This is a genomic window from Pasteurellaceae bacterium RH1A (assembly GCA_012221805.1).
Taxonomy (GTDB): Bacteria; Pseudomonadota; Gammaproteobacteria; order Enterobacterales; family Pasteurellaceae; genus RH1A.
The window spans coordinates 74,269-90,801 of the sequence record CP015195.1 but is presented as its reverse complement, the minus strand read 5'-3'; the positions used below and the strand labels follow the sequence as shown (position 1 = coordinate 90,801).

At 48.0% G+C, this 16,533-nt stretch carries 11 protein-coding genes, 2 tRNA genes, 3 rRNA genes and 3 pseudogenes; all 19 read left to right on the top strand.

Translation table 11 applies throughout. The features are described 5' to 3' along the window. The first annotated feature begins 183 nt into the window (after positions 1 to 183). The 19 genes and pseudogenes from A4G20_00435 to A4G20_00345 all read left to right on the top strand — a co-directional run bounded on the left by A4G20_00435 (position 184) and on the right by A4G20_00345 (position 16,410). Positions 184 to 3,106 (top strand): 23S ribosomal RNA (locus A4G20_00435). 126 nt (positions 3,107 to 3,232) lie between these two features. After that, positions 3,233 to 3,348: ribosomal RNA gene (rrf, locus tag A4G20_00430) — 5S ribosomal RNA — on the top strand. Between the two features lie 51 nt (positions 3,349 to 3,399). Then, positions 3,400 to 3,515 (top strand): 5S ribosomal RNA (gene rrf, locus A4G20_00425). A gap of 11 nt (positions 3,516 to 3,526) precedes the next feature. Next, positions 3,527 to 3,603, top strand: a tRNA-Asp gene (locus tag A4G20_00420). Between the two features lie 34 nt (positions 3,604 to 3,637). Next, positions 3,638 to 3,713: transfer RNA gene (locus tag A4G20_00415), tRNA-Trp, on the top strand. A gap of 115 nt (positions 3,714 to 3,828) precedes the next feature. Further along, on the top strand, positions 3,829 to 4,722 hold the full coding sequence (locus tag A4G20_00410; protein ID QIW14945.1) for a site-specific tyrosine recombinase XerD: 894 nt from the start codon (positions 3,829 to 3,831) through the stop codon (positions 4,720 to 4,722). 1 nt (position 4,723) lies between these two features. Next, positions 4,724 to 5,023, top strand: a complete 300-nt coding sequence (locus A4G20_00405; protein ID QIW14944.1) for a hypothetical protein — start codon at positions 4,724 to 4,726, stop codon at positions 5,021 to 5,023. A gap of 68 nt (positions 5,024 to 5,091) precedes the next feature. Then, positions 5,092 to 5,670 carry an electron transport complex subunit RsxA gene (locus tag A4G20_00400; GenBank protein ID QIW14943.1) on the top strand — a complete coding sequence of 193 codons (579 nt, stop codon included), beginning with the start codon at positions 5,092 to 5,094 and terminating at the stop codon, positions 5,668 to 5,670. Beyond that, on the top strand, positions 5,670 to 6,278 hold the full coding sequence (locus A4G20_00395) for an electron transport complex subunit RsxB (protein QIW14942.1): 609 nt from the start codon (positions 5,670 to 5,672) through the stop codon (positions 6,276 to 6,278). Before A4G20_00400 ends, A4G20_00395 begins: the two co-directional genes overlap by 1 nt. Beyond that, positions 6,268 to 8,688, top strand: a complete 2,421-nt coding sequence (locus tag A4G20_00390; protein QIW14941.1) for an electron transport complex subunit RsxC — start codon at positions 6,268 to 6,270, stop codon at positions 8,686 to 8,688. The genes A4G20_00395 and A4G20_00390 overlap by 11 nt, the downstream gene beginning before the upstream one ends. Beyond that, positions 8,681 to 9,351: pseudogene (locus A4G20_00385) on the top strand (cell filamentation protein Fic). Before A4G20_00390 ends, A4G20_00385 begins: the two are co-directional and overlap by 8 nt. A 2-nt stretch (positions 9,352 to 9,353) precedes the next feature. Next, positions 9,354 to 10,411 (top strand): annotated as a pseudogene (locus A4G20_00380) (electron transport complex subunit RsxD). Beyond that, positions 10,411 to 11,043: an electron transport complex subunit RsxG gene (locus tag A4G20_00375; GenBank protein QIW14940.1), complete on the top strand. Its 633-nt coding sequence runs from the start codon at positions 10,411 to 10,413 to the stop codon at positions 11,041 to 11,043. Before A4G20_00380 ends, A4G20_00375 begins: the two are co-directional and overlap by 1 nt. Further along, positions 11,043 to 11,729 carry an electron transport complex subunit RsxE gene (locus A4G20_00370; protein QIW14939.1) on the top strand — a complete coding sequence of 229 codons (687 nt, stop codon included), beginning with the start codon at positions 11,043 to 11,045 and terminating at the stop codon, positions 11,727 to 11,729. Before A4G20_00375 ends, A4G20_00370 begins: the two co-directional genes overlap by 1 nt. A 60-nt stretch (positions 11,730 to 11,789) precedes the next feature. Then, a complete protein-coding gene (locus tag A4G20_00365) occupies positions 11,790 to 12,413 on the top strand; it encodes a hypothetical protein (protein QIW14938.1) in 624 nt (207 codons plus the stop codon). Positions 12,414 to 12,622: 209 nt separating this feature from the next. Continuing rightward, positions 12,623 to 13,000, top strand: coding sequence for a hypothetical protein (locus tag A4G20_00360; protein QIW14937.1), 378 nt, complete (start codon positions 12,623 to 12,625; stop codon positions 12,998 to 13,000). 302 nt (positions 13,001 to 13,302) lie between these two features. Beyond that, entirely contained in the window at positions 13,303 to 13,809 is a 507-nt protein-coding gene (locus A4G20_00355) for a hypothetical protein (GenBank protein QIW14936.1), read from the top strand. 150 nt (positions 13,810 to 13,959) lie between these two features. Then, a pseudogene (locus tag A4G20_00350) lies at positions 13,960 to 14,303 on the top strand (hypothetical protein). A gap of 40 nt (positions 14,304 to 14,343) precedes the next feature. Further along, positions 14,344 to 16,410: a glycine--tRNA ligase subunit beta gene (locus A4G20_00345; GenBank protein ID QIW16810.1), complete on the top strand. Its 2,067-nt coding sequence runs from the start codon at positions 14,344 to 14,346 to the stop codon at positions 16,408 to 16,410. The last annotated feature ends 123 nt before the right edge of the window (positions 16,411 to 16,533 follow it).

Sequence of the window (16,533 nt, the reverse complement as noted above, 5' to 3'; positions counted from 1 at the left end):
AACTGAAGAGACTTTCAAGTCCGATATGAAGAGAAATCGACATATCAAAAAGGATAAGAAAAAGTCTGAGTAGTTAAAAATCTTGAACGAACAAAAGCGTTCAAGTCTAGTTGTTAATTAGACCTAAGTGTTTGAAAAAGTAAAGCTAAGGTAAAACGAAGCGAACTTAGAAGAACGTTTGAGGTTGTATAGTTAAGTGACTAAGCGTACACGGTGGATGCCTTGGCAATCAGAGGCGAAGAAGGACGTGCTAATCTGCGATAAGCTTGGGTGAGTTGATAAGAAGCGTTTAACCCAAGATTTCCGAATGGGGAAACCCAGTAGGTGAAGAACCTACTATCATTAGTTGAATACATAGGCTAATGAGGCAAACCGGGAGAACTGAAACATCTAAGTACCCCGAGGAAAAGAAATCAACCGAGATTCCGTGAGTAGCGGCGAGCGAAAGTGGAAGAGCCAGTAAGTTATAGCAGAGGTTTTAGGAGAATGAGCTGGGAAGCTCAATCGTAGAGGGTGATAATCCCGTATCTGAAAAAGCCTTTGTGGAACTAAGCTTACGACAAGTAGGGCGGGACACGTGATATCCTGTCTGAAGATGGGGGGACCATCCTCCAAGGCTAAATACTCCTGATTGACCGATAGTGAACCAGTACTGTGAAGGAAAGGCGAAAAGAACCCCAGCGAGGGGAGTGAAATAGAACCTGAAACCGTGTACGTACAAGCAGTGGGAGCAAGAGTAATCTTGTGACTGCGTACCTTTTGTATAATGGGTCAGCGACTTATATTTTGTAGCGAGGTTAACTGAATAAGGGAGCCGTAGGGAAACCGAGTCTTAACTGGGCGTCTAGTTGCAAGGTATAGACCCGAAACCCGGTGATCTAGCCATGGGCAGGTTGAAGGTTGGGTAACACTAACTGGAGGACCGAACCGACTAATGTTGAAAAATTAGCGGATGACTTGTGGCTGGGGGTGAAAGGCCAATCAAACCGGGAGATAGCTGGTTCTCCCCGAAATCTATTTAGGTAGAGCCTTGAGCGGACACCTTCGGGGTAGAGCACTGTTTCGGCTAGGGGTCCATCCCGGATTACCAACCCGATGCAAACTGCGAATACCGAAGAGTGATACTCAGGAGACACACGGTGGGTGCTAACGTCCATCGTGAAGAGGGAAACAACCCAGACCGCCAGCTAAGGTCCCCAAGTCTATATTAAGTGGGAAACGAAGTGGGAAGGCTTAGACAGCTAGGATGTTGGCTTAGAAGCAGCCACCATTTAAAGAAAGCGTAATAGCTCACTAGTCGAGTCGGCCTGCGCGGAAGATGTAACGGGGCTCAAATATAGCACCGAAGCTGCGGCATCAATGGAAACATTGTTGGGTAGGGGAGCGTCGTGTAAGCGGATGAAGGTGAGTCGAGAGGCTTGCTGGACGTATCACGAGTGCGAATGCTGACATAAGTAACGATAAAACGAGTGAAAAACTCGTTCGCCGGAAGACCAAGGGTTCCTGTCCAACGTTAATCGGGGCAGGGTGAGTCGGCCCCTAAGGCGAGGCTGAAAAGCGTAGTCGATGGGAAACGGGTTAATATTCCCGTACTTGGATAAACTGCGATGTGGGGACGGAGAAGGTTAGGTTAGCAGACTGTTGGATGTCTGTTTAAGGCGGTAGGTGGAGAGTTTAGGCAAATCCGGACTCTCTTAACACCGAGAACTGATGACGAGGTGCTACGGCACTGAAGTAACTGATACCACGCTTCCAGGAAAAGCCACTAAGCTTCAGGTTTATCTAAACCGTACTGAAAACCGACACAGGTGGTCAGGTAGAGAATACTCAGGCGCTTGAGAGAACTCGGGTGAAGGAACTAGGCAAAATAGCACCGTAACTTCGGGAGAAGGTGCGCCGGCGTAGATTGTAGTCCCTCGCGGATGAAGGTTGAACCGGTCGAAGATACCAGCTGGCTGCAACTGTTTATTAAAAACACAGCACTCTGCAAACACGAAAGTGGACGTATAGGGTGTGATGCCTGCCCGGTGCTGGAAGGTTAATTGATGGTGTTATCTTTTAAAGAGAAGCTCCTGATCGAAGCCCCAGTAAACGGCGGCCGTAACTATAACGGTCCTAAGGTAGCGAAATTCCTTGTCGGGTAAGTTCCGACCTGCACGAATGGCATAATGATGGCCAGGCTGTCTCCACCCGAGACTCAGTGAAATTGAAATCGCCGTGAAGATGCGGTGTACCCGCGGCTAGACGGAAAGACCCCGTGAACCTTTACTATAGCTTGACACTGAACATTGAATTTTGATGTGTAGGATAGGTGGGAGCCTTAGAAGCAGTCACGCCAGTGATTGTGGAGGCGTCCTTGAAATACCACCCTTTAACGTTTGATGTTCTAACGAAGTATGGAAACACGTACTCGGACAGTGTCTGGTGGGTAGTTTGACTGGGGCGGTCTCCTCCCAAAGCGTAACGGAGGAGCACGAAGGTTTGCTAATGACGGTCGGACATCGTCAGGTTAGTGCAATGGTATAAGCAAGCTTAACTGCGAGACAGACAAGTCGAGCAGGTGCGAAAGCAGGTCATAGTGATCCGGTGGTTCTGAATGGAAGGGCCATCGCTCAACGGATAAAAGGTACTCCGGGGATAACAGGCTGATACCGCCCAAGAGTTCATATCGACGGCGGTGTTTGGCACCTCGATGTCGGCTCATCACATCCTGGGGCTGAAGTAGGTCCCAAGGGTATGGCTGTTCGCCATTTAAAGTGGTACGCGAGCTGGGTTTAGAACGTCGTGAGACAGTTCGGTCCCTATCTGCCGTGGGCGTTGGAGAATTGAGAGGGGTTGCTCCTAGTACGAGAGGACCGGAGTGAACGCACCGCTGGTGTATCGGTTGTGTCGCCAGACGCATTGCCGAGTAGCTAAGTGCGGAAGAGATAAGTGCTGAAAGCATCTAAGCACGAAACTTGCCTCAAGATGAGTTCTCCCTGACTATAAGTTAGTAAGGGTTGTTGGAGACTACGACGTAGATAGGTCAGGTGTGTAAGTGGTGTGAGCCATTGAGCTAACTGATACTAATTGCCCGAGAGGCTTAACTATACAACGCTCAAGCGTTTTTTAAAAAACAAAGAAAGAAGCAACAAGAAACGAAAAGACAAAGAAAGTCGAAACAGTATTCAGCTTGATTACAAAAAAGAACAAGAAACAACAAAAAAATAGAAACAACAGAGAAAAGAATTTTCCTGATGGCCATAGTGCTGTGGCACCACCTGACCCCATCCCGAACTCAGAAGTGAAACGCAGTCACGCCGATGGTAGTGTGGGGTTTCCCCATGTGAGAGTAGGACACCATCAGGGTTTTATTAACTTAGCTTACTTAAAAGAGTGAGCTAACTTAATAAAGAATTTCTTAACAGTCATAGTGCAGTAGACCCACCTGATTCCATACCGAACTCAGAAGTGAAATGCTGTAACGCCGATGGTAGTGTGGGGCTTCCCCATGTGAGAGTAGGGCACTGTTAAGTACCTCATTTGCGGAGTGGTAGTTCAGCTGGTTAGAATACCTGCCTGTCACGCAGGGGGTCGCGGGTTCGAGTCCCGTCCATTCCGCCAATTTATTTACCGAGTTTACTCTCGGTTTCTCTTTAGGGGCGTAGTTCAATTGGTAGAGCACCGGTCTCCAAAACCGGGTGTTGGGAGTTCGAGCCTCTCCGCCCCTGCCATTAAATTTGAAAAACCGACTAGCTTAGGCTAGTCGGTTTTTTGCATTTATAGCCATTCATTTCTTGGCTTATCTGCTAAAATATTGCAACTTTTTGCTATTTTTAACCCGCTTGTATGAAAGCTCTCGACCCTATTATTGAACAATTTCTGGACTCCCTCTGGCAGGAACACGGCTTATCTGATAATACTATTGCCTCCTATCGTCTTGATTTGGAAAGTTTTAGCCTCTGGTTGTCAGAACCTAGAGCCTTTTTAAGCCTGGATCATATCGACCTACAAGGCTTTCTAGGCCAACGCCTGCAAGCAGGTTACAAGAGTTCTAGTTCAGCCAGAATGTTGAGCTGTTTGCGTAAATTCTTTCGTTTTCTCTATTTAGAAAACTACCGTACAGACGATCCCACTGCTACCCTTATGTCGCCCAAAAAGCCTGCTCATTTGCCCAAATCATTGAGTGAAGAACAGGTGCAAGATCTACTCGAAGCCCCTAATCCACTCGACCCGATTGAACTGCGAGACAAGGCCATGTTGGAGCTTCTCTATGCTACGGGCCTGCGGGTAACAGAATTAGTCTCGCTGACCTTGGACAACCTAAGCCTCCGTCAGGGCTTGGTACGGATTATTGGTAAGGGCGATAAGGAGCGACTTGTGCCGCTGGGCGAAGAAGCAGCCTATTGGATTGGGGAATTTTTCCAACACGGGCGGGCAATGTTATTGAGTAACGGTCAGTCAGATGTGGTTTTTCCTAGCAAACGGGGGCAGCAAATGACCCGCCAAACCTTCTGGCATCGGATCAAGCATTATGCCGTGCTTGCGGGAATCGATAGCGATAAGCTCTCCCCCCACGTCCTACGCCACGCCTTCGCCACTCATTTGGTCAATCACGGTGCCGATCTGCGGGTGGTGCAAATGTTACTGGGCCATAGCGACCTTTCCACCACACAAATTTATACCCAAGTGGCCAAAGCTCGGTTAAAATCACTGCATCAACAATTTCACCCTAGAGGATAAAATGAACCAAGGATTTTCCAAATTTAGCTGGGCCTTAGCCCTTTTCTGTCTGCCCTCCGCTCTGTGGCCGCTGGGTCTTTTTGTGTCGGCCAAGTTTTCCGATCACCCAGGTTTAAGCCCTAGCCAAATCGATCAGTTTTCCATCGCTTTTTGGATTTATCCCCTTGTTCTACTGGCTCTTGCGGGTATCTTATTTAAGCTACATAAAACCCACAGAACCCTTGCAAGCGGGCTACTTTTGGCCTCTTTTTGCAGCTTCTATCTTTACGCCTTTTACATTTTTAGCCAGCTCTACCCGTGATTGCTTATTGTCCTAGGGGCAAAAAACAAGGATAATAACCGCCATTTTTTGAAAATTTTGTGGGATAAATGGTCGAGTATATTCTCTTAATTATTAGCACGGCACTCATCAACAACTTTGTCTTGGTCAAGTTCTTGGGGCTTTGCCCCTTTATGGGCGTGTCGAAAAAGGTTGAAACCGCCATCGGTATGGGCTTGGCGACCACCTTCGTTCTGACGGTGGCCTCCCTGTCTGCCTATTTGGTGGAGTCCTACCTGCTGGCCCCGCTCCATGCCCAATTTCTCCGCACCCTGGTCTTTATCTTGGTGATTGCGGTGATTGTGCAACTAACCGAGATGATCGTGCATAAGACCAGCCCGACCCTTTATCGCCTGCTGGGTATCTACCTGCCGCTGATTACCACCAACTGTGCGGTTTTAGGCGTTGCCCTGCTCAATGTGAACCTTGCCAATAACCTGCTCCAATCCGTCCTTTATGGCTTTGGGGCCGCAGCAGGTTTCTCCCTTGTCTTAGTGCTCTTTTCCGCCCTGCGTGAACGCTTGGCCGCCGCCGATGTGCCTGCTCCCTTCCAAGGGGCTTCCATTGCCCTCATTACTGCCGGCCTCATGTCGCTGGCCTTTATGGGCTTTACAGGATTGGTGAAATAATGCAAGACCAATCCCTGCTCTTCTATATTATTATCGCAATCGCCGTCATCGCCCTGATTTTTGGGGCGATTTTGGGCTATTCCTCCATCAAGCTCAAGGTCGAAGCCGACCCCATTGTGGAACAGATCGATGCTTTGCTTCCCCAAAGCCAGTGTGGTCAATGTGGCTACCCAGGCTGCAAGCCCTATGCCGAAGCCATTGCCAATGGCGATGAAATCACCAAGTGCGTCCCTGGCGGCCCACCGCTGGTGGTCAAAATTGCTGACTTAATGGGCGTAGATGTGCCAGAAATGGACGGCGAGGCCCCTGAGCCCATGGTGGCCTTTATCCACGAAGATATGTGTATCGGCTGCACCAAGTGCATTCAGGCTTGTCCTGTGGATGCCATTATCGGCACCAACAAGGCCATGCACACCATTATTGCCGACCTCTGTACAGGTTGCGAACTCTGCGTTGCTCCCTGCCCGACTGACTGTATTGAGATGATTAAAATCAAGCCAACTGCCCAAAAATGGAACTGGAAATTTGACCAAAACTTGGTTATCCCTGTGGTCAATACCACCGAACTACAACGCAAATTAGTGGTGGGAGGCGACAATGCAAGCTGATGTATTAAACCGCATTCGGGCCGGCAAGCTCTGGGATTTCCCGGGTGGCATTCACCCGCCTGAAATGAAGAAGCAGTCTAATCAAAAACCGATTAGAAGCCTGCACCTGCCTAAATTTTTCTATGTACCAGTGATTCAACATAGTGGCACAGCAGGTGAAGTGATCGTGAAAGTTGGCGATTCTGTCCTCAAGGGCCAGGCACTCACAAAGGGTGATAACTACCGTGAGTTGCCGGTGCATAGCCCCACTTCAGGGCGTGTGATTGGGATTGAACCCTATGTTTCCTGCCACCCGTCAGGCTTGGCGGAGCTGACCATTATTATCGAAACGGACGGCAAGGATCAGTGGATTGAACGCAATCCTGTTGAGGACTTCCTTACTTTAACTGGCGAGCAGATTATTCAAAAGGTCTATCAGGCAGGCGTGGCTGGCCTGGGCGGGGCGGTGTTCCCTACCTCTAGTAAACTGCATTATGCCGACAAGCGTTGCAAGCTCTTGATTATCAACGGGGCGGAGTGTGAGCCCTATATCACTTGTGACGACCGTCTTATGCAGGACTACACTGCCGAGATGATCGAGGGCATTCGAATCTTGCGTTATGTCCTTCGCCCTGAAGAGGTGGTTTTAGCCATTGAAGATAACAAACCTCAGGCCATCAAAGCCGTGCAAAAGGCTCTGCGTGGGGCAAACGACATCAGCGTGCGGGTCATTCCCACCAAGTACCCTTCTGGGGCCAGCGACCAGCTGGTGCAAGTCCTGACAGGTCTAGAAATCCCCCAAGGCAAACGCACTATTGAGATGGGGATTGTGATGCACAATGTCGGCACGGCCTTTGCGGTCAAGCGGGCGGTGGTGGACGATGAGCCCCTGATTGAGCGTGTCGTAACCCTGACGGGCGACAAAATCCGCAACAAGGGTAATGTCTGGGCTCGGTTAGGTACGCCCATTCAGCACCTACTGGAACAGGTGGACTATCAGGCAGATGAGCGTTTCCCGGTCTTTTTAGGTGGCCCGATGATGGGCTTTATCTTGCCCACCCTGCAAGCTCCCATTACCAAAACGGCCAACTGCATTATCGCCCCCGACCATTTTGAGTACGCCCCACCCGAGCCAGAACGCAGCTGTATCCGCTGTTCCAGCTGTTCAGACGCTTGCCCTGTTGGGCTTTTGCCCCAACAGCTCTACTGGTACGCCCGCTCAGAGGATCACGATAAATCCAAGGCCTATCACTTAGACGCTTGCATAGAGTGTGGCGTATGTGCCTACGTCTGCCCGAGCTACATTCCCCTTATTCAATACTTCCGTCAAGAGAAGGCCAAAATTGCCGAAATTGACCTCAAGGCCAAACAAGCCGAAGAAGCCAAACAACGTTTTGAGGCCAAAGAAGCCCGGATGAACAAGGAAAAAGAGGCCCGCAATGCCCGCATTGCCCAAGCCGCCGACAAACGCCGTGAGGAAATCGCCCAACAGGTAGGTGAAGACCCTGTGCAGGCAGCCCTGGCCCGCCTCAAGGCCAAAAAAGCCCAAGCCCAGCCAGAAGTCCAGGCCAAAGCAAACGGTGAACCTGATAACAGCGACTTAATGGCACAACGCCGAGCCAGAAGATTGGCCAAGCAGCAGGAACAAGAAGCGGCTGAAAATAAGGAAAATTCTGCAAATACTGAGCCGAAAGCAGAAGCAACCAACCCAGCTGAAACCGACCCACGCAAGGCAGCTATCGCAGCAGCCATGGCAAGAGCCAAGGCGAAAAAAGAGGCTCAACAAGCGGGTCAAAATTTAGAAAATCTTGCAAATACTGAGATGGCGCAAGCGTCCACGCTTGTGCCAGAAACAAGCAAGAGCACCAGCGAGGACGCTGGCGCTATCCTTGATCCTCGTAAAGCAGCCGTTGCGGCAGCCCTAGCTCGTGCCAAGGCCAAGAAAGAAGCCCAACAAGCGGGTCAAAATTTAGAAAATCTTGCAAATACTGAGATGGCGCAAGCGTCCACGCTTGTGCCAGAAACAAGCAAGAGCACCAGCGAGGACGCTGGCGCTATCCTTGATCCTCGTAAAGCAGCCGTTGCGGCAGCTCTTGCCCGAGCCAAGGCCAAGAAAGAAGCTCAACAAGCGGGTCAAAAGTCGGAAAATCTTGCAAATACTGAGATGGCGCAAGCGTCCACGCTTGTGCCAGAAACAAGTAAGAGCACCAGTGAGGACGCTAGCGCTATCCTTGATCTTCGTAAAGCCGCTGTTGCGGCAGCCCTTGCTCGTGCCAAGGCCAAGAAAGAAGCCCAACAACAAGCGGTAGAAAAGACTGAAAATCCTGCAAAACCCGCGGAAGAAATAGACCCACGCAAAGCTGCTGTTGCAGCAGCTCTAGCCCGTGCCAAGGCCAAAAAAGCCGCCCAAGAGAGGGAAAAAGATGACTAAACAAGAACTCCTCTTCGCCCGTACCCGAATGCACTCGGAGTTGGTCTTTAATATGACCAAACTTGAAGGCAACCCCTACACCTATGCCGAGGTCAAAACCTTGTTAGATGGGATTACCGTGGGTGGGCGTAAGCTCTCAGATCAGGAGCAGGTTTTACGGGTGTCCAATGCTTGGAACGAACTGCACCGCCAAGTTGCCCAAAATTGTTTTACCCTGACCAAGGCTAACTTTATCCACTTTAATAAAATTGTGGCTGAAGGCGAGGCTTTAGAAGTTGGGCAGTTTCGTTCTGGCCAAGTCTATATTGCGGGTGTGCAGCATTATGTCCCCCTAAGGCAGAAGAGCTAGATGGCCTGTTTGATCAGATGTTACAAGACTTCCAACATAGCCAAGAAAGCCCGCATACCAAGGCTTTCAAGCTCTTTTTGCAGTGTGCCAGACACCAATTTTTTTACGATGGCAATAAACGCACGGCCCAACTGATGATGAATGGTTATTTGATGTCGCAGGGCTTTCCGCCTGTGAGTATTCCTGCCAGAAATAAGCGGAGCTACGACAGCCGAATGACCAAGTTTTATGACAGCAACGATATGCAGCCCATGCTGGCATTTCTGACTAAAATCGCCCAAACCGAGCGGTTTGGCACAAAAGTAGATAGGTAATCATGTTTATAAAAGCCAGTTCCCCCCACACCCATTCCACCAACCTAACGGCTAATTTTATGCTCTGGGTGATGGTGGCCATGTTGCCGGCCCTCCTCGTGCAGGCCTATTTTTTCGGTTTTGGGGTCTTTATTCAAATCGGCTTGGCGGTCAGCCTGGCCCTTGTGATAGAAGTGGCGGTTGCAAAAATCCGTCGTAAACCAACCGCTTTCTATTTGGCCGATCTATCGGGCATCCTCACTGCCCTGATCTTGGCCATGGCCATTCCACCCTACGCCCCCTATTGGGTGATTGTGATCGGTATGGTCGCCTCACTTCTCTTGGCCAAACACGCCTACGGTGGGCTGGGGCAGAATATTTTTAACCCTGCCATGATCGGCTATGCCCTGCTCTTGGTCTCCTTCCCCTTGCAGATGACCTCCTGGCTGCCGCCTATTTCCCTTTTAAGCGAACCACCTTCCTTCTGGGATAGCGTCTCGCTGATTTTTAGCAATGTGACCAGCGATGGTTTTTCGGTTCATCAATTGCTCAATAGCGTTGATGGCCTATCCCAAGCCACCCCGCTGGACAGTGCCAAAACAGGGTTGGCTAAGCAAGGCATTGAGGGCGTAACCGCCTCACCGATTTTTATTGGCAACCTTGCCAACGGCTTTTGGCAGACCAATGTTGCCTTTCTCTTGGGCGGGCTCCTCTTGATTTATAAGCGGATTATCCACTGGCAAATCCCTGTGGCCATGCTGGGCGTGTTTGCGGTAATGAGTGGCTTGAGCGACTTGCTTATCCCCATGCTCACCTGAATTTACTGGGGCAGCTTTTGAGCGGGGCCATGATGTTCGGGGCCTTTTTTATCGCCACCGACCCTGTTTCGGCCTCCATCACCCCTCGGGGCAAACTGATTTTTGGCGGGCTGGTGGGGCTTTTGCTCTACCTTATTCGTTACTACGGCAACTATCCTGATGGCGTGGCCTTTTCAGTCTTGCTGGCCAATATCGCCGTGCCACTGATTGACCACTACACCCAGCCCCGTCTTTACGGCACCAAATTAGGGAGAAAATCATAATGCAAAGTTCGGTGATTACCACCCGCTACGCCCTGATTTTGGGGACAGTTGCCCTGGCCTGTACGGCGGTTTCCACAGGCGTTTATTGGCTAACCAAGGGCAGGATTGATGCCGTCACGGCCCAACAGCAACGCCAGCTCCTGCAAGAGGTTGTGCCAGCCAGCCATTTTGATAATGATTTACTGGCAACCTGCAAGCAAATCAGCCTGCCTGATGCCCCTTATTTGAACAAGATCTACCTTGCAAAAAAAGGCGATAATCTGACCGCTTACGCCATCCAAGCCACCGCCCCAGACGGCTATTCGGGCGATATTGTGCTACTGATGGGGATTGAGCCAAAGGGAAAGGTGCTGGGTGTGCGAACCCTTGAACACAAGGAAACCCCAGGCCTGGGTGATAAGATCGAAACCCGCATTTCTGACTGGATCTATAGCTTTAGCGATAAGGTTTTTAGCTCTGAAAACGAAGCCCTTTGGGCGGTTAAAAAGGACGGCGGCCAGTTCGACCAATTCACCGGGGCGACCATCACACCAAGGGCGGTGGTCAATAATGTGCGACTGACGGCCAAGTGGGTGATCACTGAACTTGAACAGAATCCACAGCTAAGCGCAACTTGGCAGGAGTGTAAATAATGAGCGAAACCAATCAAATTCCTATCACCCAAATTGAAAGCACACCACCGCAACCCTCTGTTTGGAAAGGCCTCTTTTTTGATGGTCTATGGAAGAACAACGGTGCCTTGGTGCAATTACTGGGCCTTTGCCCGCTTTTGGCCGTGTCCAACAGCGTGACCAACGCCCTGGGCCTGGGCCTGGCCACCTTGGTGGTGCTGACAGCCACCAACACCGTGGTCTCGCTCTTTCGCAAGATCATCCCGCACGACATCCGCATCCCCATTTATGTGATGATTATCGCCACGGCGGTGACGGCCATCCAGCTCCTGATGAACGCTTTTGCTTACCCGGTTTATCAATCGCTGGGGATTTTTATCCCGCTCATTGTGACCAACTGCATCGTTATTGGCCGAGCCGAGGCCTATGCCTCCAAAAACCCTGTCGCCCATGCAGCCTTTGATGGCTTCGCCATGGGCCTGGGCATGACCTTCAGCCTGGTTTTGCTGGGTTCGATTCGGGAACTGATGGGCAACGGCACGCTTTTTGACGGCCTGGATTTACTCCTAGGTGACTGGGCAAAAGCCCTGCGAATTGATGTGTTACACTTGGACTCAGGCCTGCTGCTAGCCATCTTACCACCCGGCGCCTTTATTGGCCTAGGCATCATTTTGGCCCTTAAGAATCTGATTGATAAGAAGAAATAGCCCAAGCAATTTAGTTCAGATTAGGTATAATGGCAGGGCTGTGTGTGTCAGGAGAAAAAGATGAAATATGCCTTTATTGATTATGAAAACCTTAACTCCCTTGATGGACTAGCCCTCAATCAATACGACCGCATTTTTCTCTTTATTGGCGCAGGCGAGAACCAAACCACCATTCGCCTGAGCGAAAAATTTAACGATGAAATCAATATTACCGTGGTGACGGTCAAAGAAGTGGCCAAAAATAATGTGGATTTCCACATCGCCTATTACTTGGGCAAATTGGACACCAGCATTGATAAAAAGATTGAGTTTCACATTTTATCCAACGATCAGGGCTACGATGGCCTCTGTCGTTTTATTCTCCGCCAAAAAGACAGCCGGGTTTGCCTGCGTAAAAGCATTGCATTAAAAACAGAAAATAAAGCTCAACCTAAGCCTGAAAAAGTAGCTCCGAATAAGATTGACATCAACAAGGTTGTACAAGAATATAAGGCAGCGCTTGCAAAGAAACAGAAGAAAAATCGACCAGCAAAAACATCCAGCCTTAAAAATGATATTATCAACCAAACCAGCTTAAAGGGCGTGGATAAAAAAGAGGCAGAAGCGAACCTGCAAAAGGTTCTACAAAAATTAGGCCAAGATAAGGTCTTAAAAATAACAGAGACAAAGGTGACTTACTTTTAGCACTGCAAGCGGTGGGCAATTGCCCTAAATTTACAAAAAGTATGAAATATGTAAAATTAGGCACGTAATGCGTTCCGAATTTGTGGAGCAAGGTAAATTGTCTCTGCACTGCGGAGACATTTGGAGTGACACTTAATGAGAATACTTAATTCGTGACAAACTGTGTCACAGATTGAAAAACAAGACGCACTGTGCCTCGTATTGATAGAATGAAACCCTATACAAAATCACTCAAGCCATTTTCACAGCAGTTACGTTCTGATCAAACAGAAGCAGAGAATAAGCTTTGGAAAAGGATAAATCGGGATCAGTTATTAGGTTTCCGTTTTAATCGGCAAAAGCCCTTGCTCAATTATATCGTTGATTTTTATTGTGCTAAGGCTAAGTTGATTATTGAGTTGGATGGTGGGCAGCATTTCGAGCCAGAATATCAAGAAAAAGATGCTTTGCGAGATAAGGAACTAAATACACTTGGTTTTACGGTAATGCGGTTTCATAATGGTGAAGTACTGTATGAAATTGAGAGTGTGGTTGAGCGGATTTATTTGTTTTTAGAGAATTGTGTTCAAGGGGCTGATAAGGTATGAGGTTAAATATCTTCTGCCAAATCTCCCCTCACCCCTCTTTGCTAAAGAGGGGGATCAGATCGCTTGGAAGTTTTAGTTCATCTTTCTTAGTCTGGTTTAGAAAATAGGATTAGATATTAAGATCTAGACTAAGAAAGATAAACTAAATTTTTGCACAATACAGTTCCCCTCTTTAGCAAAGAGGGGTGAGGGGAGATTTGGCAGAAGTGAAAACGGAGAGAGGGCTTGAAATAACAAGCGGATTAAAACTCATAAGAATTTGCAAAGTTATGTTAAAGAATTTGATGTAAAAAGGAGATTTTATGAGAAAACCTATTTATTTAGGCTTAATTTTTTTATTATCAGCTTGTACGATGAGTATGAGTGACCAAGATATACGAAGTCAATATGCGGCATACTATGCACAAGATGATAAATATGTAGAAAGTTTTGCAAAAGAAATTAATCAATATTCTGTTGAAGAGTTGGCTCAAAGAGCTGCAAAGAAAGATAAAGCAAGAATGCCTGCCAAAATTGGAGACAATTTATTTGGTAAGGATGTAAAAGCAGAAAAAAATATTGTTGTTTTTGAATATGAGTTAGAAAAATCTTGGTGGGGCAATCTTTCTCAATCAAAACAAAATGAAATAAAACAGAGAATGGCTAAAGATCTTGTATATAGAACTTGCTCATTAAGGACGGTAGCCTTATCACAAGATAAAGGACTAGAAGAAAATCATAGATATTATACAGATTATTCTAATAAAAAATTAGCCTTTGAACTTGCTACAAATAAGCAGGTTTGTCAATTGAATGGGTTTAGAAAATAAATAAAGTAATAACTAAATTCACAATTAAAGAAATGCGAGATCTGTATGAAGGAATATGTTTTAAATTGTTTGCATGATATCAAGAAACGTTGCTTTGGTGATAATAGATCAAAAATAAAAAGCGTGAATGTGAATAAAGATGTTTTTGAGATGGATGAAGGCGAACTTCGTATGCAAGATGCACCATTTGGTTTTTTGCTGTTGTCTCGAACAAAATTGTTGAAGAAAAACAAGAAATTCGTTTTTTATATAGAGAAGAACCTAGCAGTAGTTCCCCTTTCCCCGATAGTGGTTGGAGGGTGTTTTCGGGTTATGAAAGTGATAGTTATAGGGATAATTCTAATAATTTCACGGTTTGCAGTTTAATGAGATTAGCGAATTACCAAATTGAAGTAGGGCCGCTCTTTTGGGAGGGTATAGGCTCTGTTTTTGAGAAGAAACCAGACAGTGATAAATTTGAGCTTATCACTGATTGGCAAATACCTAAAGAATAGAATTTTTTATAAAATAATTTAGATGATTAAAGAGAACAAAATGACAACACAAAACTTCCTCGCCGAGATCGGCACTGAAGAGCTGCCACCAAAGGCACTCAAAAAATTAGCGACTGCGTTTGCAGAGAATATGGAAACCGAGCTTACCCAAGCGGGCCTTGCCTTTGACAAGGTAGAATGGTTTGCCAGCCCGCGCCGTTTGGCGGTCAAAGTCCTTGGTCTTGCCACTAGCCAGCCTAGCAAGGAAATTGAAAAACGTGGGCCGGCGGTGTCGGCGGCTTTCGATAGCGAAGGTAAGCCGACCAAGGCGGCTGAAGGCTGGGCGCGTGGCTGTGGCATTACCGTTGATCAGGCTGACCGCCTTGCGACCGACAAGGGTGAATGGTTGGTTTACCGTTCAACTGTAGAAGGCCAGCCGACCAAAAATCTCTTGGCAGGCTTTGTGGCAAACGCTTTAGCCAACTTGCCAATTCCTAAGCCTATGCGTTGGGCAGACAAGAACGTGCAGTTTATCCGTCCTGTTCACACTGTGACTATGCTTTTAGGCGATGAGCTAATTGCAGGCGAAATTTTAGGCGTAGCCAGCGGCACAACCATCCGTGGTCACCGTTTCCTAGGCCTGCCTGAATTTGAGATTTCCCACGCTGACCAATACCCAGCCATTTTGCGTGAAAAAGGCTCTGTGGTGGCCGATTTCAATGAGCGTAAGGCAGAAATTCTTGCAAAATCTCAGGCAAAAGCGACCGCTTTAGGTGGGGTTGCTGACATTGAAGACGACTTGTTAGAAGAAGTAACGTCTTTAGTTGAGTTCCCAAATGTGCTCACCGCCAAGTTTGAAGAACGTTTCCTTGCTGTGCCTGCGGAAGCCTTGGTTTACACCATGAAGGGCGACCAAAAATACTTCCCGATTTACGATAAAGACGGCAAATTATTACCGCACTTTATCTTCGTGTCTAACATCAACCCAGACGACCCAACTGCCATTATTGAAGGCAATGAAAAAGTGGTGCGTCCACGTTTGACCGATGCGGAATTCTTCTTCAAAACCGACCTAAAACAACGTTTAGAAGACCAACTACCACGCTTGGAAACCGTGCTTTTCCAACAACAGCTTGGTACCTTGCGTGATAAAACCGCCCGTATCGAAGCCTTGGCAGGCGAAATTGCGGCCCAAATTGGAGCAGATGTAACCAAGGCAAAACGTGCAGGTTTGCTCTCAAAATGTGATTTGATGACCAATATGGTCTTTGAGTTTACCGACACCCAAGGCGTGATGGGCATGCACTATGCCCGCCATGAAGGGGAAGATGAAGAAGTGGCGGTTGCCTTGAACGAGCAATATATGCCTCGCTTTGCCGGTGATGAATTGCCGAAATCCTTGGTGGCAAGTTCTGTTGCCTTGGCTGATAAATTCGACACGCTGACAGGTATTTTCGGCATTGGTCAAGCTCCGAAAGGCTCAGCTGACCCATTCGCTCTTCGCCGTGCAGCTTTAGGCGTGCTTCGCATTATTGTGGAGAAAAACTTACCGCTTGATTTAACTGAAACCGTGCAAAAAGCCGCCGCCCTCTTAGGCGACCGCTTAACTAACCAAAACGTAGTCGAAGAAGTAGTGGACTTTATGCTGGGTCGTTTCCGTGCTTGGTATCAGGACGAAGGCATTGCGGTGGACGTGATCCAAGCCGTGCTTGCCCGCCGCCTAACCCGCCCTGCTGACTTTGATGCCCGTGTGCGTGCGGTCTCTCACTTCCGTGAGTTAGAGGCTGCTGAAGCCTTGGCGGCGGCGAACAAACGGGTAAGCAATATTCTAGCCAAAGCAGAAGGCGAAATCGGTGCGATTGATTTGAGCCTATGCCAAGAAGCGGCCGAAAAAGCCCTGGCGGAACAGGTACTTGCTCTACAAGCTGAAGTTCAGCCATTAGTGGTGGAAGCTCGTTATACGGAAGTCTTAGACAAGTTGGCAAATCTTCGTCAGCCAGTGGATACCTTCTTTGATCAGGTGATGGTCAATGCGGACGATCCAAAACTCCGCCAAAACCGCTTGGCCATTTTGAAAACGTTACAAGATCTCTTCTTAGGCGTGGCGGATATTTCCCTGCTTCAATAGAAAAGGGATATAGAAAAATGGGTAAATTGAGGAATTTGCCCATTTTTCACGTTTAGCCCCCAGGAATGTGAACAAGCGGGCAAATTTGGCAAAAAATTTGCAAAATCATTTGCCAAACTGCTC